Origin of the sequence: Photobacterium sanctipauli, from assembly GCF_003026495.1 — a bacterium.
Lineage (GTDB): Bacteria > Pseudomonadota > Gammaproteobacteria > Enterobacterales > Vibrionaceae > Photobacterium > Photobacterium sanctipauli.
The window spans coordinates 73,315-94,072 of the sequence record NZ_PYMA01000014.1; the positions used below are offsets into that span (position 1 = coordinate 73,315).

Here is a 20,758-nt window from a genome sequence, read left to right on the forward strand (position 1 = left end):
TAACCAATCGATCACCTATGGCGACAACAGCGTAAAGCGAAGATTGCCATAGGTTTAAGTGCCTTACACACCTTCAATATTCTCCTTTCAAAGAAACATAGCGCCCCGACTGGATAAATGTAATTGACTCAGGTACATTCCCTGCGTCTGTAACTTTTAGGTCGATGCATGAATTACGTAGAGTTAGATAGCTATACCCGTAAGTGGATTTTCACCCACGCTTCTATGCCTGTGGCAGAGGATGACTTAGCTTTGATTAAGCCGTTCACTCAGGCCCGTTCAGCGCAAATTTGGCGTGAGCACATCAGTGCGCAAAGCCCTGACGCTGATCACTTTGAAAAGGGCGATTGGGCGCATAATGATAAGATTTGGTCAGAAGCACATGACTGGCAAGATGCATGGGATAGCGACGAGCCTGAGTTACCTGAAGAACTACTTGCGTTCCTTGACTGGGAAGACAACACAACGGTCTTTTTCTGTTATGAAAAATACAATGTGATTGAAACCAAGTGGAATGTATTCAAGCGCAACTGGAAGAACTTCCTGTTTTTCGATGATGGCCCAATACTGATTGGACGTAAGAAAAAACAAGCGATATGGTTCAGTTCCAAAGGCACATTCAAGTGTGCGCTGCGTAGCGATTAAACCTAACGGTATTGACAGTACAGCCTCTAGAAAGAGGCTGTATTTATACCAACCTCAGCAAAAAAACTGACCAGTTCCTTATTGGGGGGGTATTATATCAGCCGCTATTATTTCCATACATTGAGTTGTACTCAATGACTTGCCCCTTGCCCAAGATTTTCGCTTCGTACATCGCCTTGTCGGCCCGTCGCAAAATATCATCACCGTTTTGCTTTTCATTGGGTAATACATAGTAACAACCAATGCTGGCGCTAATGGAAAGCGCCTTGCTACCAAGTTGTATGGGTTCATCGATTCTATCAAACAGGCGCTGGCAAGTACGGCGGACACCGTCTTCACTTTCAATAGGGCTCAGTAAGATAACGAATTCGTCCCCGGCTAAGCGCGAGACAAGATCGGTTTTGCGTACCGTTCCCTTCAGCTTTTCAGCGATGATCTTGAGTACCTGATCGCCGGCCTCATGGCCGTAGCTATCGTTCACATCTTTAAAGCCGTCGAGGTCAATAAACAGTACGGCAAACACTTGCTGGCTGGTATGTTGCTGAATTAAGTATCGGCGTAGGGATTGGTGCAACTTGGCGCGATTTGGCAAGTTGGTTAGTGGATCATGATTAGCAAGGTGTTCAAGTCGTTGTACTTCTTTCATTGATCGCAGATCGGACGCTATCACCACGGTCTGAGGCTCTTTGCTATGGGAGTCTTGTATTTGATTGACTCGAACAAAGAGAGGCAGAGATTCGTTATTCATGGTGCGGGTATTGATCTCGCCCTGCCATTGGTTTGCGATATTGAGGCTGTACAAAATGGTGGCTTGAAGGCGTTGGTATTCATCGTCGTCGACCAGCTGCCTAAACGGCTTGCCGAGAATATCTGCCTCACTGTAGCCCGTCATGGATTCGAATGCCGTGTTGACCATAGAGATATTGCCATTTTTATCGAATAGCAATATCGCATCTTGGCTGTTTTCGAAAATATTGGCAGCAAGCTTTTGCTGTTTTTCTGCCTGGTAGCGATCGGTAATATCTTCAATCGCAAATAAGGTTTGGTGGCGCTGGTTTAATGGGCGGCTAAATACAAGGTAAACCTTCTCTTCACCTGAGCTGGAACGGGTTTGAATCGTGAGTTGATCAATCACAGCCCCTTTGCATAAGGCTTTTCTAACGATGGGTATCACCGGGTTATCGTGGTCGGAGGCAATAATATCAATGAAATATTTGCCAGATAACTGAGTCAGCGGAATATCGAAGACATGCTGGCAAGCCTGGTTCACCAGGGTGATGTAACCGTGATGGTTCACAACAATCAAGGCGTGTTGAACTGTTTCAATCACATCTTCAGCAAACGCTTTTTCTTCAGCAAGCTCAGCCATGGCTTCTCGTATTTTACTGTCACGCAGGCTGATTTTATCCACCATTTGGTTAAAGCCACTAACGAGGGAGCTGAGCTCATCATTGGTGTATCGACTTTGGGTCAACGGCTTGTGTTCATCCCCTTTAATTAACCGAATAATGGCCTTGTTGAGTTGGGTGATGGGGTTAGTCACCCAAAGTTGCATTCGATTAATAATGTACGCCCCAACACCAAATAACAGCAGCAACAAGAAGAGGCTAATTTTGAGGTGTGTGATGCGCAGTGCCTGCAATTTATGAAGTGAAACCGCAATGTGCATATGAGCAATATTTTCGCCATCGAGCAAGATGGGCACGATGATATACAGCATTTCGGTGCCAAAATGATGGCCATTTTGTACGATTAAGTGCTGTTGCTTGGGTGTAGGGGGAGTAAACTTAATGCTGTCATCGATATAGTGCGCGAAAAGGCTGTGATCAGGTCGTTCGAGTCGCACTCTTGCTATCAATGTGTCTGCCTTAAATGCAGATAAAATATCATGGGCTGCGACGACATCGTTAAATAGCACCGGGGCGGTTAAATTAAGCCCGACACCATTGGCTAATATGTTGGTGCGTGTAACCAGATTGCTTTTTTCTAGATTCAGGTAGCGCTGATAGCTGAACACTTGAAATGCCATAAACACGATAACGATAAAACTGATAATCGGAAGCGACAGCCGCTGATTCAATGTCAGCTTTTCTATCCATTTATTCATGACTTCCCCCACTCATTTTATTACCGAGCTGATGGTCATGGATAATGGCAATACGAAGTAATTGCGAGCTAGCAGAAAGGTTGGCGCGTTGAAGGTGAGTCAGCGACAGGGCCGGTTTGATTTTTTTATTATGAGTTTGCAGCTCAATCATACCTCCTCGCTCAAGAAAGCGTGGACTATCGCTTATTGTTAGCAATTCAGGATACTGAGGTATAGCTTGTAAGATATTGAGTTTTTGTTCAGTAATATACAACACCTCACATTGTTCACTGGCGGCTGTCAGATCATCCATTTTAGTTAGTTTAGTGTTTACTGCAGCACTGGCAAAAAACTTGTCGAGGGTAATGGTGATACTGTCTCGGCCGAGTACGCAGTAACGAATGGGATCGGCGTTAGGCCAGCGAATAAAATTGGCGAGGCGATACACATAAACGGTTTTAATTTTGTGGGCGGAATAGCTTTGAGAGGGGGAACTGGCTTTTGCGGTAACACTCAGTACTAGCAATGCAAACGACATTGCTAGCCAGAGTTGATACCGACACAATATTGTTCTTCCTGTCATGCTTACCAGTTCCATGATGCCCGTAAAAATGCACTTTCTTCTATCTTGGCTTTATAAGGTAAATCTTCATAGGCCGATTTACCGAATGCATCAACAATCAATTCAACTTGTGGCCAACTTGGTTTTTGTTGCCATGCAAGGCGAATATCAAGTGTACTGACTGAAGGCGCTTTATATGCCTCTAGCTGTGAGGATACAGCACTTTTGTGTTTGTACCATAAATCGAGTTGCCAAGCCGGAGTTATATCCCATAAAGTCTGAATAGAAACTAAATGTGCAGGTTGGTTGTTGTATTTTGTTTTATACCCAGTTTCATTGCTTTTGGGGCATTGTTCACTGGTATCGCAAGCGGCCTCTGTATGGATATAGCTGTAACTGGTATTTACCGTGAATGAAGATATTGGTGTCCAGCGGATTGCTGTTTCAAAACCATAGCTGTCTGCTTCTAAATCGTCGGAATAGGTTTCGGATAAAATAAACATCTCATAGGGCAGGGAGGAGCCATCGGCACAATGACCGAAAGTACAGTGCCATTGACTATTGCCTTCCATTCTTAGGTTTTTGTGTTGGCTATAAAATAACGTGCTATCAATATCTAAGTGGTTAGCCAAGGTGTAGCGATGCCCCATGTCGAGGGTGACAACTGTTTCGTTATCTAGGTCTTCATTGGCGGCAGTGTAGATGATAACAGGCCGGGTATTACCGCATTGCTCATCAAGGCAAACCGTCCCTGAAAAATAGGCATCGGTTTTGGTCGCAACAAATGAAGGGGTGACAGTAGCTCGGCCTGCACCAGCCCAAAAGCGATGACTGTCGTTGTGTTTATAGAGTACTCGTACCTGAGGTTGTATTTCTGTTGAGTCATTCAATGAATAATGCTCGACTTTTGTCCCTAGCGTCATGCTCACTTTTTCAGTGAGTTGCGATTCAAGTTGGGCATAGGCATTGAAAATGGTGTCAGTCTCTTTCGGATCGAGGCTATACCGTCCCCATGGTTCGACATGCTGATAGGTTACGTCGGGGTAGGGCTCTGTTTGACGGTGAATGGCCCGAACACCGCCACCCAAAGTGAGCTCAGTGTTATCGTTGAGTAGGCGATGGGTGAGCAAGTCGAGATCAAAGGTATAAAATTCACCTTTGGCAGAAGGTTCGTTGGTGGAGTTGGCATCAAGCCAAGTATGCAGTTCATAGTTGGCATCTTCTTGTTGTTCGTACCAATCGAAACTAATGTAGCCACCGCGAGAGTAGACATTGAGCTCAGTTTCGGTAAACACACTCGCGGGATCATTTTCAAAGTTGGCATAAAACCAGTCATGGCTTGATTTTGTTTGGAATCCGCCGGCTTGAACCGTGATTTGACGATTTCCGCCATCGTAATCGGCTCTCATGCCACCAGAAAGATTGCGCCAAGTGTCATCGTTTTCGAGGTAGTAATCACCTTGGGTGCCTTTGACATAAAAACGGGCGGTAAGATTGTCAGAAAAAGAAGTGCCATAGCGGTAATTGAGGTTTTTATATTGCCGTTCACCGACGGCAACTTCACCGTAGTGACCTAAAGTGTCCAGACTGTTTTTGGTGATGATGTTCACTATACCGTTGGCGGCGTTGCCTCCCCATAGGGTGCCGGCTGTTCCTCGAATCACTTCTATGCGATCAATGTCTTCGAACATGCTGTCGATGGTGTGCCAGAACGTCCCTGACATCAATGGGCTGTAAACACTGCGCCCGTCAACCATAACGAGTAGCTTGTTATACAGCACTTCGTTAAGTCCGCGTAACGACACTTGCCAGTTATACTCGGATATTTTAGTGACTTGCACGCCGGGGGCCAGGGCGAGTGCCTCGGCCACCGACCTAACACCACTACGTTTAATTTGCTCACTACTGATGACATAAACGGCGGCTGGGATGTCATCGATAACTTGGTTCTTTTTGGCGGCAGAGGTCACTTTAATTTCAGCTGAAGCGAGTTCCTCAAGACTCATTGCCAGTAACATATCGAGCTCACTAGCATGAGCTGACAAGGGTATGACGGCAATGGATGAAATTAGTGCGAAAGATACCGGTTTAATCGTTACTGTTTTCTGCTGCAAAAAAGAGAGTGCCATATCGAATATAAACCCATAGTGAACTAATGGGATATATAGTATCAAAGTGGCAATAAAATCATTAATATTCAGCGGGTTATGCTGGTATAAAGGTTTTGGGTTTTATGCTTTGGGGGAATTAAATGGCCCATTAATACATAATCACTAATATGTTAAGTGAATAGTGGGGAGCGAAATTTTGACTCTAATGATTAGATACCCGTATGTTGACGAGAAAAGCATTCACATAGGGTGTTTTTGAGTCGTTAGTGACCCGTATCTGCTGTTTATAGCCTTCGGCAGCGTCAAAAAAATGGATAGCAAAAACTGTGATCATAATCACTACATCTTTATATTTTGAACTAAGATCACTTTCTTGTCGCGAGTAGGGTACCGATATTTTGGGTCGCTTTTGACAGATTATCGGGCGTTGAATGAACCGATTGGGATGAGGCATAGAACGGCTGCCCTAATGGTTGCCCCAATACAACGAATAACCGTGCAGCCACTTGCCCTGTTCGAATTTCAATCGGAAGTGAAGATTTATGCAGTGTCGCCATTTGATGGTGGTGCAACTGGCTGCCGCTGACATAGACACTGCCTGAGCGAATGTAGACAAAGCCCGTCGTTTGATGCTCCTGTGGCACGAAGTGCCAGATCCCATAGGGAGAAATCATGATATCGAGGTAGGTGATAGGAATGCTGTAGTTGGCAGGACTGGTGACACCTTTGTAGCTGCCAATAATCACCTTGGTGGTTGAATCGTCTTCTTCAACGAGAGGCAGTTGGTCGGCGTTAATGTTACAACTTGACGCTGCTGCCATTTCAGTATCACCAGCGGGTAGGGCTGTCCATAAGCTAAATGATTCAACGCGACCATTTTGAGGGGTCATGGTGTCTTTGTGAATGATCCCGTTACCGGATGTCATGATGTGCACATCACCACTGGCAAGGGTGACATGGCTGCCTGCAGAGTCATGATGCTTGAGCGCACCTGTTACCGGGTAGCTAACGGCGTCGATCCCTGAATGGCCGTGATAATCAAGCCCGGTAGACTTCACTACGGCTTTGGCTTCGAAGTGATCCCACAGCACAAACGGGTCCAGCGTTTCAAATTCTTGGTTATCGATAAACGCGGTTAATAGGCCTGATTTTTTTCCGAAGCGGATTTTTTGGACTTGTCTTATTTTTCTCATGATAAGCCACCAATAATCATGATCAGGATATTGCTAGAATTATCTAATAGTTGAATTAAATCTTAGACCTAAGAAGGGAAATTCACCATTGAGAATGATGAGAAAAGGGAATAAAAAAGCAGAAGCCGTTAATCTAATAACGGACTTCTGCCTATTATGCTGTTTACAACAGATTTATGCGGTTAACTTAGAACGAACGGCTGTACTGAAGGCCGATAAGCACTGCGTTAGCGCGTGTTGTAGCATCCGTAATTGAGATTAAATCAGAGCCAGGAATTAGCTGCTCATCAAAGGTGACGTCTTGACCAAGTAGGTAGGTAAAGCCAAAGTCAACGTCCTCGTCTTTATTGATGTTGTAGGTAAAGCCAGCTGATAGCCAATGACGGTTTGAGTCAGGAATTGAAATTGACTTCAATTCGTCAGTTGCTGCGATGTCGTACATGTAACCGGCACGAAGCGTCCAGTCATTGTTGAGGTAGTAAGTACCACCTACAGAGATATGACCTGCGTCTTTCCATTCATATGCTTTGTCGATAGATGGGCCGATTTCACTTTGTAGTGTAATGCTGTCAAATGCACTCCACTGTACCCACTGAAGGCTATAGTGAGCAGCAAACTTATCGCTTAGGCGGTGGTAACCAGAGAATTCAGCCATATCTGGTAGCGGCAGATCGATATCATCAGTCGACTTATCACCTTCGGCTTCAATTGTTGGGCTGTAGCGGTAGCTAAGGCCAAAGCGGTGGTCTTCGTTTACTTCGTAAACCATACCAACGTTCCAGCCTAGGCCAATGCCCGTAGCATCGATATCAACAACCTTGGTATCAACAACATCACCAACTATGTTGGCATTTCGCTCTAGCTTGCCGATACCGTAAATCACATCAAGGCCCGCACCGAAGCTTAGGTTCTCGTTTAAACGGTATGAAACATTAGCCGCTAAGTTCATGCTTTTAATGCTTGTTGTACCGCCGAAAATTGGCGCAACGAAGTCATCTTCAAACTCAGTGGCAGTACCAAAGTTGGAATAGGCAGATAAGCCCCAAGCCCAGGTTTCATTGATTGGCATTACAAGGTGAAGGTTTGGAACAAAAGAGGTGCCGCCAATGCCGTCAGTTTCTTCAATTGGAGTTGAACTTAAGGTACCGCTTGGTAATTCAACATCATTGAAAGTACCAGACTTCAAGCGCACATCTGTCGCGATAACATTGAAGCCCAGTGAAAAATTCGCTTCCTTGAATAGTGCCATTGCCGCTGGGTTACGTGCTGCAACTGAAGCGTTATCAGCGATAGCAGCATCACCAGCAAATGCACGACCAAGACCGGTAGCAGATTGGCTATTTAATTGGAAACCTGCAGCCAGGGTTGGCGCAGACGCAAAAGACAGTGCTGTAACAACAGCACAGGATAACAAACGCTTCTTGAACATAATTTAGGCTTATAGTTATTTAATTAGACGAACTGAGTGTGTCCCCAGAAATTAAAACAAATTCTAGAGAGAGCCTATATTTAAACAAATTAGACCAGTTGGGCTGAAAATAATTTGTGGGTAACGTGTGTTAACAATGTTTAATTTGATGATTGAAAATTCTCGATATCAATAATGAAATAAACATTATTCACATTAATTATTCGTTATCTGTGAAGCTAAAAAGTTATCAAGACCCGATAGTGTGATATTTAGTTAGATCTGTCAATTTTGAACATGATTTGTCCTTTTGCGGCTGCGATATCAAAAAATATCCAGATGAAATAGTGATGGTTTTCGTGGTTGGAATTGACGGGGTGGTTGCTTTTAACATGTTAGCATCAAAGATTGTGTGTAATTAAAACATCAGACCAGCATGGTTGTACGTTTTATTTAGAGTGTATTTCTTTATAATTACGCCAAAGAAAGTATATCTATAAATATACATTTTATTAATTGATGTGATGCGTTTTATTAGCATTAACAAGAAGCTTAAATAAAAGATATTAATAATGAAAAAATATACACGTAGTTTAATCGCAACAGGTATCGCGTTGGCCTTAGTTGCATGTAACGATGACAGTTCAGTAAATGATGGCAAAGAGTTACCTGCTTCTCAGCCAGTGACGATTGAAGTCAATGGTGCCAAGGTTACTGGTCTAACCGAAAGTAATGAAATTACCGCTTTGAGTGGCAATAAAGAAGTGGTAAGAGTCGAAGCATTTAAGGGCATAAAGTTCGCTGACGGCGAGCGTTTCCAGCATAGTAGCCTAGTGAAAGTTGATGGTAGTACTGACATTGACGCGACAGAATTTGGCTATATCTGTCCTCAGTTGGGTGAAACAGGCGAAGCGCAAGCTGAAGACTGTCTGAACCTGAACATCTGGCGTCCAGCTGGTACAGAAGCCAATGCAGAGCTACCTGTTTATGTTTTTATTCACGGCGGCTCGTTTGAAAGCGGTTCTGGTTCTACAGAGCTAAACCGCGGTGACACGATTGTTGCCCAGAGTATCTCAGACTATGAAGCAGGCGATCGTAGTGAGCCATTTATTGCAGTTTCTGTTAACTACCGTTTAGGTCTTCTAGGTAGCTTGTGGGTTGACGGTAAGGAAAACCCTAAAGGTGGTAACTATGGTATTGGTGACCAGAAGCGTGCTCTAGAGTGGATTAATGATTACATTTCCGAGTTTGGTGGTGATGCTGGCAATGTGACCGTATATGGAGAAAGTGCCGGTGCGATGTCGATTGGCATCTTGCAGGAAGATAAAGACGTTGCAGGTCAAGACTATCAGCGTGCAATAATGCAAAGCAACCCATACGGTATTGCGTATAAAAACTATGCATCAGCTCAATCTATTTGGAATGATGTAAAAGTTGCGGTGACTGGTAGTGAAGATACAGCGGATAAAAATGTTCAGGATCTGCTGGCTGATATGTCGCTAGAAGAGGTAAAAGGGCTTCAGCAAAATCTTAAAGGGAATTTACTTTCTTACCTGATCGAATCTAAGCCATCAACATCAGGTTTCTTGCCATTTGCGCCATATATTGAGAAGAAAGCATTTGGTCCAGCTGGACACCATTTAACGAAACAGCCATTAAGCAATACAGACTTCAATGTAGAAACAGTTATTGGTTTTAATACAGATGAATCAAATCTGTTTACTTCTATGTTTGAGCCGTTGTTATATGCAAACATTAAGAATAAAGATGGTGAATTTGTTCTTGGTGGTGATGTTGTTTTACAAGAAGATTTTATTATAGAAGGTGTTATAGAGTTACCAAAGGGAACAAGTGTTCGAGAATTGCTTGAGCATGAAGCTATTGGTGGCATGTACGGTATTCTTGTTAAAGCTTTCTTTGGTGGAATTCCGAAAGTATCAGAGAGCATTCCTGGTAACTGTGATGTCATTAGTTTTGCTGCTGGACTTTGTAAGGGGCAGCAACTATTCAGTAAAGTCAGTGATTACAAGCCAGAACTTGGCTCTGGCTATAGTTTAGAAATGTCTACTGCTAACATCCGTACTGCCCGCATGCTAGCCAACGATATGTTATTCACTTGTCCATCTCGTAAAGTAGTTCAGAATAACGTGGCTACTAGCACGACAATGTACCATTACGAGCACGAATCACAGTTTAACTTCTGGCCGTTTGACGCAATGCCACTGGCTTCACTGAGCTGTCAAAACTTGGACGGGCTAAAAGGTAAAGCATGCCATGCTGCTGAGCTGCCATTTGTATTTGGCAAAGCAATTAACGGTGCGGGTCAGCCTGTCTTGACCAATGCGAAAGATAACCAAGTGATGGCAGCAATGTCGCGCGAATGGTTTAAAGATACATTGTTTACGGATAATGAATGGGAATCAGGCTCAGATAACTACCTGAAGATTGGCGGCGAAGGTAACATCTTTGAATCAGCTGCGAACTTTGGTGCTGATGATTCTGCTATCGGCGCACGCTGTGATGATTTAGAAGCAAAAGGATTACTTGACTTCTAAGTGATATCTAAGGCGGGACAATCACCCCGCCTTTTCTTTACCTACCGCTCACCAACTCACAAAGCTTCATCCCACGCCACATAAACCACCTCGGCAGGTAGCGCCAGTTGTTGGAAAACCTTGAGCCACCGTATTTGGTTACTTTGCAACTTATCACCAGGGCCTTTAACTTCGATCCAGCGAAATTCGTCTTCTTTAAAGAGAATTAAATCAGGAAAACCGCTGCGGTTGTTTTTCGGGTCAAACAGGATACGGCGGAATATTTTATCTAGTGCTGTTGGTGGAAAATGGTTAGTAGCATGTTTGATTACTTCGGGTGTGATGAGTGGCCAATGTACCCAGTCATTTGAGATCCCCTGCTTTTGTTGATAGACCGTGAGCCATTGCTGCCACTTGCCTGTGGCTATTTCTAAAAGCCGATCATCAATGGCGGTTTGTCGTTGTTGATAAAATGCAGAGCTGAACATGTCTTTTGGCGAGCGCTGGAAAGGGTTGAGAAATGCCCCTTGTATCCCATCATTGAAAATAATGTCCCAGAAGGCCAAGCCAAACAGGCCGCAGATTAAGGTATTTTCCAGATAATATGCATGCCAGCCCTGATGTTCATAATGGTTTGCCACGCAATGCTCCACACGGTCACCATTGTTCGGTAGGGTGAGTGAGTAACTAGAAAACACCGGCTTCTTTGCTGGTGCTGATTTAATTGCGAGCTTACGGGCGAGTTTTCTCACCAATACATCGGCAACATCGGCCTCTTCTTCTGACTTTGGTGCTTGCTGCATAGCCAGTGCGAGCTGATAGGCTTGCTCTACTTGCCCTTGCTTATCAAGGATTCGAGTTCGCCGCTCTCTTGCTGGTGGCAATTCACTTTGCTCGAACAAAGTGAGCGCTTCATCTAACTTATCTTGCTGTGTTTGTCCGATACGCTCAATATCACGGGCGATGAGGTTAACCAGCTGCTGGCGCTTCTTCTCGAGTAACGGCCATTGATAAGGGGAGGGTAAATGACAAGCTAGCTCAGCAATAGCCTCCGCATCTTTTTGTTCTTTCGCTTGCCAGTACTGATCTTTCAGTTGCGCGAGAGACAGCCATTGCTCGATATCATCACGCGAGCTAAACAAACGGTGCTGGCGGTCAATGGTGTACGACTCATAGCATTGAACCCCCAAATCGCTCAGCACAAACTCGGTTAAATCTTGGCGGCTATTGCCAAAAAATAACAGTAGGAAGACGTTTAAATGCGCTGAATACTTAACTTCAATAATACTTTCTTTGAAGTCACCGAGGGTAGGGGAAAGCTGTTGTAGTGCTTCGACAATGATGGCTTTCTTTTGTTGTTTATAGCTTGAGAGCGGTTCAAATAAAGCGAGTAACTCTGGCTTGGTAAATAGCGCCGCTATCAACGCTATCTCTATCGATGCATTGGGCTGGGTACTGTGCTGGGAGTCTGGCCGTGCTAAATGCGCCAAGCCGCATTGGTTAAGCTCATTGGCGGCGGAGTTAAGATCCGCAATCTCACGGTAGCTTAATTTACTAAGCCGAAACAGCGGGCCTTTACGTGTCAGTAGGCGTATATAGAGCTTTTGTGCGTCAGAAGACAGGGAGCGGAAGGTAGCCAGCCAATGCTTTTCATCAGCTGACAGCAAGTCTTCGTACTGACTAGATACGGTATTGATTAGCGTGACAAAGTTAGTCTGGTAGTAGTCGTCACTGAGCTCGGTTGGGGATATCATGTTATTTATAATTTGATGCAATATTACTCACAGATGTGCATTTTTCTATGAATTAGCTCCAAAGAAAGTCGCACTGATAGCGAATGGAATTATTTGTTAATACATTCAATGGCTTGCTGTTGTGTTGGCTGTTATTATCGTTTTATCTTTTCTATTTATAAAGGCTTATAGTGTTTATTAGTGTAACGCCAATGGCTCGTTGGCTGGTTGTTTTTCTCTTATGTTTCTTGAGTCCGTTGCTGAGTGCACAAGAGGCAGCTTCACAACAGTTAGATTTAAAGCCGGAAGCTTCACCGCTGTTGGTAGGCGAAAAAGTGCCGGGTGAAAACGGGCGACACCCAGAAGACATCATTGGTGCGGTTTGCGTTATTCGCCATGGTGATAAATTGGTGATGATGTCTGAGGTCATCACGCGAAAATTGTCTTTGCCCGGTGGCTACATTGATACGGGAGATACACCAGAGCAAGCTGCGAGAAGAGAAGCGCTTGAAGAAACCGGCATAGACGTAACAGTGTCAGATCTCATCCAGTATCGAGGCCGAGCGGCAATATACAGTTGTGTTGCTAAAACACCGATTTTGGTTTCTTCATTCCGTGACTATACCGGACACCTTATTGTTGCATCATGGTTTTCTAAACACTTTGCGACTGAAATCGAGCGGGTGTACCTGATTGATCCGCAAGATGTGTCAGCTAAGGCGTATCGGTACGCAGAAGATGCTGAGTTACTGCCATTATGGTTAGAGAAAACCCCTAATAGCGAAGTGCTGGTTTATTCAGACTTGAGTGATCAGGTCAATTTTCTGCATCAACTTGAATTGGTACTGATCAAAGGGTTTCAGCAGGGGGTATCACAATGGCCACAACCACTCCAAAATATGTTCGAAGGCATGATGTTCTTGATGAATTTGCCGGGTGAACCTTGGTTTGTGGCGGTTCTGTTGGTTGCTATCGCTGGGTTTTTCGGGCCAAAAGCCTTGATCGAGTTTCTATTTGTACTGATTCTAGCTTCCTTTACGTCATCCCTGCTGAAATATGGCATTGCTTCGCCGAGGCCTTCAGTCATTATCCCTGAGCTGCAAAAAATTAATGCTTACGGCTTTGGTTTCCCGAGCGGGCATACCTTGTTGGCGACCTTGCTATGGGGGATCTTCTGGCATGTATTGTTGAGAGTGGTGAAAGCACCTTATAAGTGGCTAATCACGTTTGGTATCTGCATCATGATTGCCGGGCAGGCAGTGGCGCGAGTCTGGTATGGGGTGCATTTCATTAGTGACACCATCATGAGTGTAATGCTGGGGCTTGTGATTGTTGCGCTGGTCATTGTTTGGCGCGGTGATGAGTCGAATCAGTATCATCGACTATTGATGACTAAGTGGTTTTGGCTGTTCATCACCATGGTAGTAGGGATAGTGGCAAGCTTCACCCTTGTGCCGTCACATGCGTACTTGTTTGCTGGCATGTTGGGGGTATTCCTCACTTGTGATTACGTTGCTAAACAGCCCGTTAGGGCAAGAAAAGTTCAGTGCCAGCAAGGCTTTTTGCATAGTGTTGTTATCGCTCTTGGCTTTGCGTTGTTGGCGTGGACGGTAAACTTTGTTGCCTCGCTCTCGACGGTGAGTTTATTGGTACTGGCTATCAAGGGAGTCGGTGCCATGATCGTGACGGTATGGCTGGTAGGCAGTACAACCTACTTGCACTGTAAGTATCAGAAATAGCGCAGTAAGTTTTGGATTCAGGGTTAAATGGTGTTTAGGCACTGTTTAACCTTGTTGCGCAACTCTGTGCTTTTTTTCAACTAAGCGGTGAGGTAAAGTGAATAGATAAGCCAAATATAAAAGAGAGGCCAGTAGTCGTAGGATACGACGTGATACTGGACAAGGAGAGCAATGTTACCTGCACTGACACACCAAGACAGTCTTGAACCGTCTGTACTGTCTTATCTTGAAGCGTTGGATAAAGCCGGGTTTACTGGTGATGTCGAACATACTTATGCAAGCCGCCTCGCTGTTGCCACCGATAACAGCATCTATCAACAGCTGCCCCAGGCCGTTGTTTTTCCCCGAAGTAATGATGATTTAGAGCGATTGGGCAAAGTTGCGCAGTCGGATCAATTCAAAGCGATTACCTTCTCCGCAAGGGGAGGGGGCACTGGGACAAATGGTCAGTCTTTGACGCCAGGTATCGTGGTCGATCTTTCGCGCCATATGAACCAGATTATTGAGGTTAACCCAGAAGAAGGTTGGGTTAAGGTGCAAACCGGTGTCGTTAAAGATCAACTCAATGATGCGCTACGACCTCACGGCTTCTTTTTCTCGCCAGACTTGTCGACCAGTAACCGTGCCACCATTGGCGGAATGATCAATACCGATGCCTCAGGCCAAGGCTCTTTGAAATACGGTAAAACCTCTGATCATGTACTGTCGTTAAAAGCGGTATTGGTCGATGGCTCGGTACTTGATACTGAAGTGCTAGCTGCCGAAGACATTCAAGCCATGCCAGAAGGCACTGATTTAGCAACAAAAGCGCTCAAGCTATCAGAGCAAGTATGCCGGGAAAAGCGCCAGCAGATCTTGGATAAGTTCCCGCCGTTGAACCGCTTCTTGACGGGCTACGACTTACAAAATGTCTTTGATGAGTCGCTAACGCAGTTTGATATTGCCCGCCTGCTTTGCGGTGCCGAGGGCTCTCTGGCCTTTATTACCGAAGCTAAGCTCAATATTACTCCCATCCCGAAATCACGGGTGTTGGTGAATATTAAATACGATAGTTTTGATTCAGCCTTGCGCAATGCACCTATGATGGTTGAAGCTCAGGCGTTGTCGGTTGAAACCGTTGATTCGAGAGTATTAAACCTTGCTAAGCAAGACATTGTTTGGAATACCGTCAGTGATCTAATCAAAGACGTACCCGGCAAGACCATGCTTGGCATTAACATGGTGGAATATGCCAGTAATGATCCGGAAGAAAACCAGCAGTTGGTGGCGCGTTTGTGCCAACGTCTGGATGAGATGCTCGACAAGCAGCAGAGCGGCATCATTGGCTATCAGGTTTGTAATGATCTAGCCAGCATCCAAAAAATCTACGGGATGCGAAAGAAAGCCGTGGGTTTATTGGGTGCGGCAAAAGGTAGGAAAAAACCGCTGCCATTTACCGAAGATACCTGTGTGCCGCCTGAAAACCTGGCCGACTTTATTGCCGAGTTCCGACAGTTGCTAGATGACAAGAATTTAAGTTACGGCATGTTTGGTCACGTGGATGCGGGTGTACTCCATGTTCGCCCAGCACTTGATATGTGCGATCCTGAACAGGAACGCTTGATGAAAGAAATTTCGGATCAAGTGGTGGCATTGGTCGCGAAATACGGCGGCTTGATGTGGGGTGAGCACGGTAAGGGGTATCGCTCGGAATACGGCCCAGAGTTCTTTGGCGAAGAGCTATTTACGGAACTAAGACGCATTAAAACAGCCTTCGATCCTGATAACCGGATGAACCCCGGCAAGATTTGTACACCGCTTGAAAGCGATGCCGAGCTGGTAAAAGTGGATGGCGTGAAGCGTGGTTTCTATGATCGCCAGATCCCAGTAAAAGTCAGAGATAGCTTCAAGCAAGCCATGGAGTGCAACGGTAACGGCCTTTGCTTTAACTATGACACGAGCTCGCCAATGTGTCCTTCCATGAAGATCACCGCTGATCGCCGTCACTCTCCGAAGGGGCGTGCAGGGCTGGTGCGTGAATGGCTTCGCTTGTTGGCCGATCAAGGCGTTGATCCGGTAACCATAGAAAAAGATCTGATGGCCCGTTCGCCATCGGTGAAGCAGATCATCGATAGGTGGCGCAACACCTTCGGATCAAAGCGTAACGAGTACGACTTCTCCCATGAAGTTATGGAAGCGATGAATGGCTGTTTGGCATGTAAGGCGTGTGCTAGCCAGTGTCCAATTAAGGTTGATGTCCCAAGTTTCCGTTCGCGCTTCATGAATCTTTATTACAGCCGTTACCAGCGTCCGGCGAAAGACTACATGGTGGCCTATGTTGAAAACTACCTGCCACTAATGGCGAAAGCGCCAGCCATGATGAATGCGATTATGCGACCGAAATGGTCAAAGGCATTAACCGAAAAGTCGCTGGGGTATGTTGATATGCCGCCGTTGTCGGTACCGACATTGCTGGAGGGGCTTGATGGGCACCATGCTACTCGCTTCGATCTTCAATGGTTACAGGCATTATCAGAGCAAGAACGTGAACGCTATGTGTTAATTGTCCAAGATCCGTTCACCAGTTTCTATGATGCTGAAGTGGTCAAAGATTTTGTCGAGTTGTGCGAGAAATTGGGTAAGAAACCGATGCTGGTGCCATTTAAGCCCAATGGCAAGGCACAGCATGTGAAAGGCTTCTTGCGCAAGTTCGCCAAAACAGCCGCCAATACCGCCGAGTTCCTCAACCAGCTGGCTGAGCTGAATATCCCAATGGTGGGTGTCGATCCTGCGTTGGTGCTTTGTTACCGCGATGAATATAACGAAGTACTGGCTGATAAGCGTGGTGACTTCCAGGTACTGACTGCACATGAGTGGTTGCTACCACTACTGCCATCATTACCGGATTACCCGAATCGTGAAGGAGATAATTGGTATTTGTTTGCACACTGCACCGAAAAGACCAAGATGCCAAATGCCGAAAAAGAGTGGGGTGAGATTTTCAGCCACTTTGGCACAACGTTGATGTCAATCGCGGTGGGTTGCTGTGGTATGGCAGGTACATTTGGCCATGAGAAGGATAAACTTGAGACTTCTCGCGGGGTTTATAACTTGAGTTGGCAACCAAACCTAGAGCAGCTCGATCCTGAGCGCTGTATGGCAACGGGATATTCTTGCCGCAGTCAGGTGAAGCGTTTTGAACATATCAAAATGAAGCACCCTGTTCAGGTATTGCTTCAGGTCGTGAAAGCGGCATAACCAGCCAAACGCACGCAATTGTAGAAGCTTTTACAACAGCACTTATTAAGCGGGAGAGGCAAGTTAGCCTCTCCCGTTTTTTATGCGATTTTATGTGCGGTTTTGGTTTATTAGATGGATAACTTGATAGCTAATCGTCATCGGGGCTTAGCCAGCGATAAACTATGCCAGCAACGAAAGCACCGAGTAGCGGCGCTAACCAGAATAACCAGAGTTGAGCCAATGCCCAATCACCCACAAGTACAGCTGGGCCTGTACTTCGAGCAGGATTCACAGATGTGTTGGTAACGGGAATACTGATCAAGTGGATCAATACCAGCGCAAGACCAATGGCTAGCCCTGCCATTGAAGGGGTGGCCAATTTATGAGTTGCCCCCAGGATCACAATTAGGAACATAAAGGTCATCACGAATTCGGTAATAAAGCCCGACACCATGGTGTAGCCTCCGGGTGAATGTTCCCCGTAGCCGTTCGAGGCTAACCCGCCTGCCAAATCAAAACCGGCTTGCCCGCTGGCGATAATATACAGAACATAAGCGCCCGCGATGCCGCCAAGGACCTGAGAAAGAATATAGGGTAATACTTCACTAATAGGAAAACGGCCACCCGACCATAATCCGATAGTGACGGCGGGATTGAGGTGGCAACCAGAAATATGGCCAACGGCATAAGCCATGGTGACCACGGTCAGACCAAACGCCAGTGATACGCCTAATAGCCCGATGCCAACATCAGGAAAAGCAGCGGCTAAAACGGCGCTACCACAACCTCCGAGTACCAGCCAAAATGTACCGATAAACTCTGCGACCAGTTTCTTCATCATAATCATGAGTTCCTTGCTTCACCCAAAGAAATACTCCGCAAAACAAAGCGGTGCTAGGGACTAAAGCTACAGTATAGGTACTCTACTTATGTGGTAGCTGGCTCATTCGTGAAACAGCATGCATCCTTACAGGCTAAAAAAGGGCAAATGACCAAATAGTCATAGGTTGGCTGATCGTGCCTGATAGGTTTTAGGTTGTACTGTGTTTTTGTAGGTAACGCTCAAGTTGCTCAGAAAGCCAATAAGTTAATGCGCCCTGTTGGCTGTTTCGGCTATGGATAACCCCATAAGGTTGCCAGCGCATGGCTTGGTAGTGGTTTAGTACCTTAACACTGCCGCTACGAAGCGAAGGGTTGATAAGCACGGACGGAACAACCGACCAGCCATTCCCGTCTAATACCGCATCGCGTAAGTGTTCATAAAAAGGCAGGGCGATATAGTTACTTGATGCTGGTGATAAGGCTTTAACACCCGTTTCATCGTCATAAACAGAAAGGGCAAATTCCGTGTAGCGTTCTAAATCTGAGCTTACAACCTTACTCAATTGCGATAAAGGGTGATTGGCATGGGCGACGGACATCATGCGAATTTGACCAAGCTTTAGATAATGGTTTTTTGACAGGCTATCAGCCTGAGGAAGCAAGCAAAAAGCCACATCGACTTTGCTATCTTCAACCATCTCATCAAGCTCCGGCGGGGGCGCAACATAAACAGACACACTGGTGTTGGGAAACTCCAAGCTCATTTTATGTACCAGCTTGCGCCAGAATGCTTCGGGTAGGGCATCATCGCGGGCAATCCTCAATACCGATTCAAAGCCACCAAGGTGCTGTTGGCATTTGGCACTGATGTCGCCAGCAATCATCAGAATGCGTTCGCAATCATTCTTGATAGCCTCGCCAATGGGGGTGAGTTCTACGTGATTACCCGAGCGCTTGAACAGCTCGACACCCAACCCGTCTTCGAGTGCGCTAATGCTTGAACTCACTGTTGTGCGGCTTTTACCGAGCTTTCTCGCTGCTTCCGAGATCGAATGCGAAATACTGGCTTCAAGGAACATTTCAATTTGGCTGATTTTCATTCTACTGGGCCTGCAAAGTAGGAGTTGTCTAACCGAATAATACGTACTGTTAATATTCCCAATGACTTTAGCGACGAAAATTACGTCGCTGAGTGATTATCATCATCCGAAATATCGCCGTAGAATGCAACTTATAGAGTTAATGAAAGAGGGCGCAGACGAAAAATCTGTCGGTTTAAAATGAAAATGCATACAGATGTATCCTTAGAGCGAAAATTATTACAGTTCTCAACAGTTGCGGCCTTGTTCTTTGCCCTGCTGGGCATAGGGCTGGGCTTATGGATGGGCTCTTTGGTGATTGTGTTTGACGGTGCATACTCTTTTGTGAGTTTGTCTCTTACCGTTATCTCCTTACTGGCTGCATCCTACATTCATTCACCGAAAAGAAAGGATAGTAAACAGGCAGCTGCGATCATTGAGCCATCGGTGATTGCCTTTAAAGGCTTGGTGATCACCATGATGTGTATGGTGTCATTTTATTCTGCGGTGACTGCCATTATGAATGGTGGCCGAGATGTTGATGCCGGTTTGGCACTGATGTTCGGTGTGGTCAATGTTGTTGGTTGTTTAGCCACATTTCTTGTATTGAAGAAATACGGTAAGCAGTCAGGTTCAGCCTTGGTGGATGCAGAATCAAAGCAATGGATGATGGATACCGTGATCAGCGGGGCGGTAATGGCTGGTTTTATTGTTGCGTCAATTCTGGTGTTTATTGGACAAGCACAATACGCCGCTTTTGCGGACCCATTAATGGTTGTGGTGGCGTCGATTTATTTTGTCATCGTACCGGTGAAGATGATGGCGGGGGCGATTAAAGATCTTAAAGTGGAAATGGCTTATCGCCAGCGTACCTAGATGTAATTAGGGTCAACAGACCCTAGCTTGGCTTTGCGGATAAGTGAAGCCGGACGTTGAATAACCAAAAGGGATAAGCTTATTGCTTATCCCTTTTTATACGTTTGGAATAGGTTCGAACTAGCGGCGTGGTTGCCCTAGCAAAAGAGTGTTTTCAATTTCGCGGAAAAAGTGTGCGGTGTTGATCAGCGACGCAGCCGTGAGCCCCGGCACACCATAAATTTCCACATCTTTACCGTATTTGGTTTGAACCTTATCAACCAACAGGTCAAAGTCACCATCGCCAGATAATAGAATCACTCTATCGACTTCAGGCGCATGCTCTATCACATCCAGGGTAATACCGACATCCCAATCACCTTTTGCTGAGCCATCACTACGTTGGATAAACGGCTTTAGTTTTACTTCAAAGCCAATACCACGGAGGATATTTTGAAATTGGCGCTGCTTTTCGTCGCCACGATGAATGGCGTAGGCATAAGCGGCAACGACCTCTCTTCCCTGGGTCGCTTCAGCCCAAAATGCATTGTAATCAAAGTTACAGCCATAGGTGTCTTTAACGGTGTAGTAGATGTTCTGAACATCGACGAAAATAGCGACTTTTTCCACAGTAAACCTGAATTGGTGAGTGACATCAGTATTATACACATATATACCCAAGTGACTTCAAGGTATTAAGTTTTAGAGGGGGATACGCTAAAAATGAACCTTGAAGTAGCTTGGGTATATATTCCTCATTTTTAGTTTTCTA

General features: G+C 45.5%; 14 protein-coding genes. 5 read left to right on the plus strand and 9 right to left on the minus strand.

The features are described 5' to 3' along the window. Nucleotides 1-168: 168 nt before the first annotated feature. Nucleotides 169-645 carry a DUF2947 domain-containing protein gene (locus tag C9I98_RS19060; RefSeq protein WP_036816112.1) on the plus strand — a complete coding sequence of 159 codons (477 nt, stop codon included), beginning with the start codon at nucleotides 169-171 and terminating at the stop codon, nucleotides 643-645. Between the two features lie 97 nt (nucleotides 646-742). Here the strand turns inward: C9I98_RS19060 and C9I98_RS19065 are convergent, their stop codons facing one another. The 5 genes from C9I98_RS19065 to C9I98_RS19085 form a co-directional block, all read right to left on the minus strand. Beyond that, nucleotides 743-2,752, minus strand: coding sequence for a sensor domain-containing diguanylate cyclase (locus tag C9I98_RS19065; protein ID WP_036816115.1), 2,010 nt, complete (start codon nucleotides 2,750-2,752; stop codon nucleotides 743-745). Further along, on the minus strand, nucleotides 2,745-3,329 hold the full coding sequence (locus C9I98_RS19070; RefSeq protein WP_081878805.1) for a YfiR family protein: 585 nt from the start codon (nucleotides 3,327-3,329) through the stop codon (nucleotides 2,745-2,747). Before C9I98_RS19070 ends, C9I98_RS19065 begins: the two co-directional genes overlap by 8 nt. Beyond that, nucleotides 3,317-5,422 (minus strand): TonB-dependent receptor plug domain-containing protein, encoded by a 2,106-nt coding sequence (locus C9I98_RS19075; RefSeq protein WP_081878806.1) that lies wholly within the window; start codon nucleotides 5,420-5,422, stop codon nucleotides 3,317-3,319. The genes C9I98_RS19070 and C9I98_RS19075 overlap by 13 nt, the downstream gene beginning before the upstream one ends. Before the next feature lie 347 nt (nucleotides 5,423-5,769). After that, complete coding sequence (locus C9I98_RS19080; protein ID WP_051901783.1) at nucleotides 5,770-6,597, minus strand: pirin family protein; 828 nt, start codon at nucleotides 6,595-6,597, stop codon at nucleotides 5,770-5,772. Nucleotides 6,598-6,784: 187 nt separating this feature from the next. Beyond that, nucleotides 6,785-8,026, minus strand: a complete 1,242-nt coding sequence (locus C9I98_RS19085; RefSeq protein WP_036816119.1) for an outer membrane protein transport protein — start codon at nucleotides 8,024-8,026, stop codon at nucleotides 6,785-6,787. Between the two features lie 551 nt (nucleotides 8,027-8,577). Between C9I98_RS19085 and C9I98_RS19090 the strand changes: the two genes are divergently transcribed. Then, complete coding sequence (locus C9I98_RS19090; protein WP_107272349.1) at nucleotides 8,578-10,560, plus strand: carboxylesterase family protein; 1,983 nt, start codon at nucleotides 8,578-8,580, stop codon at nucleotides 10,558-10,560. Between the two features lie 56 nt (nucleotides 10,561-10,616). Here the strand turns inward: C9I98_RS19090 and C9I98_RS19095 are convergent, their stop codons facing one another. Further along, nucleotides 10,617-12,293, minus strand: coding sequence for a VRR-NUC domain-containing protein (locus C9I98_RS19095; RefSeq protein ID WP_107272350.1), 1,677 nt, complete (start codon nucleotides 12,291-12,293; stop codon nucleotides 10,617-10,619). Nucleotides 12,294-12,484: 191 nt separating this feature from the next. Here C9I98_RS19095 and C9I98_RS19100 point away from each other — a divergent pair, with 191 nt between their 5' ends. Both C9I98_RS19100 and ydiJ read left to right on the plus strand, forming a co-directional pair. Continuing rightward, nucleotides 12,485-14,011, plus strand: a complete 1,527-nt coding sequence (locus tag C9I98_RS19100; RefSeq protein ID WP_051902126.1) for a bifunctional NUDIX hydrolase/phosphatase PAP2 family protein — start codon at nucleotides 12,485-12,487, stop codon at nucleotides 14,009-14,011. A gap of 171 nt (nucleotides 14,012-14,182) precedes the next feature. Then, a complete protein-coding gene (ydiJ, locus tag C9I98_RS19105) occupies nucleotides 14,183-17,248 on the plus strand; it encodes a D-2-hydroxyglutarate dehydrogenase YdiJ (RefSeq protein WP_036821134.1) in 3,066 nt (1,021 codons plus the stop codon). 130 nt (nucleotides 17,249-17,378) lie between these two features. On the opposite strand, the gene aqpZ is transcribed toward ydiJ, so the two are convergent. Both aqpZ and C9I98_RS19115 read right to left on the minus strand, forming a co-directional pair. Beyond that, the gene (aqpZ, locus tag C9I98_RS19110) at nucleotides 17,379-18,068 is read right to left on the minus strand and encodes an aquaporin Z (protein ID WP_211318338.1); all 690 of its coding nucleotides are present in this window, start codon (nucleotides 18,066-18,068) and stop codon (nucleotides 17,379-17,381) included. A 193-nt stretch (nucleotides 18,069-18,261) separates the two neighbouring features. Then, complete coding sequence (locus C9I98_RS19115; RefSeq protein ID WP_107272351.1) at nucleotides 18,262-19,152, minus strand: LysR family transcriptional regulator; 891 nt, start codon at nucleotides 19,150-19,152, stop codon at nucleotides 18,262-18,264. A 186-nt stretch (nucleotides 19,153-19,338) separates the two neighbouring features. On the opposite strand from C9I98_RS19115, the gene C9I98_RS19120 reads away from it, so the two are divergent. After that, nucleotides 19,339-20,007 carry a cation efflux transmembrane domain-containing protein gene (locus C9I98_RS19120; RefSeq protein WP_107272369.1) on the plus strand — a complete coding sequence of 223 codons (669 nt, stop codon included), beginning with the start codon at nucleotides 19,339-19,341 and terminating at the stop codon, nucleotides 20,005-20,007. 120 nt (nucleotides 20,008-20,127) lie between these two features. On the opposite strand, the gene C9I98_RS19125 is transcribed toward C9I98_RS19120, so the two are convergent. Then, nucleotides 20,128-20,616: a LabA-like NYN domain-containing protein gene (locus tag C9I98_RS19125; protein WP_036831186.1), complete on the minus strand. Its 489-nt coding sequence runs from the start codon at nucleotides 20,614-20,616 to the stop codon at nucleotides 20,128-20,130. Nucleotides 20,617-20,758: the final 142 nt, after the last annotated feature.

Excerpts from the sequence above, each read along its gene's own strand:
- C9I98_RS19085 (WP_036816119.1), bottom strand. The coding sequence starts at position 8,026 with ATGTTCAAGAAGCGTTTGTTATCCTGTGCTGTTGTTACAGCACTGTCT.
- C9I98_RS19095 (WP_107272350.1), bottom strand. The coding sequence starts at position 12,293 with ATGATATCCCCAACCGAGCTCAGTGACGACTACTACCAGACTAACTTT.
- C9I98_RS19080 (WP_051901783.1), bottom strand. The coding sequence starts at position 6,597 with ATGAGAAAAATAAGACAAGTCCAAAAAATCCGCTTCGGAAAAAAATCA.
- C9I98_RS19100 (WP_051902126.1), top strand. The coding sequence starts at position 12,485 with ATGGCTCGTTGGCTGGTTGTTTTTCTCTTATGTTTCTTGAGTCCGTTG.
- ydiJ (WP_036821134.1), top strand. The coding sequence starts at position 14,183 with ATGTTACCTGCACTGACACACCAAGACAGTCTTGAACCGTCTGTACTG.
- C9I98_RS19115 (WP_107272351.1), bottom strand. The coding sequence starts at position 19,152 with ATGAAAATCAGCCAAATTGAAATGTTCCTTGAAGCCAGTATTTCGCAT.
- C9I98_RS19090 (WP_107272349.1), top strand. The coding sequence starts at position 8,578 with ATGAAAAAATATACACGTAGTTTAATCGCAACAGGTATCGCGTTGGCC.
- aqpZ (WP_211318338.1), bottom strand. The coding sequence starts at position 18,068 with ATGAAGAAACTGGTCGCAGAGTTTATCGGTACATTTTGGCTGGTACTC.
- C9I98_RS19120 (WP_107272369.1), top strand. The coding sequence starts at position 19,339 with ATGCATACAGATGTATCCTTAGAGCGAAAATTATTACAGTTCTCAACA.
- C9I98_RS19060 (WP_036816112.1), top strand. The coding sequence starts at position 169 with ATGAATTACGTAGAGTTAGATAGCTATACCCGTAAGTGGATTTTCACC.
- C9I98_RS19070 (WP_081878805.1), bottom strand. The coding sequence starts at position 3,329 with ATGGAACTGGTAAGCATGACAGGAAGAACAATATTGTGTCGGTATCAA.
- C9I98_RS19065 (WP_036816115.1), bottom strand. The coding sequence starts at position 2,752 with ATGAATAAATGGATAGAAAAGCTGACATTGAATCAGCGGCTGTCGCTT.
- C9I98_RS19075 (WP_081878806.1), bottom strand. The coding sequence starts at position 5,422 with ATGGCACTCTCTTTTTTGCAGCAGAAAACAGTAACGATTAAACCGGTA.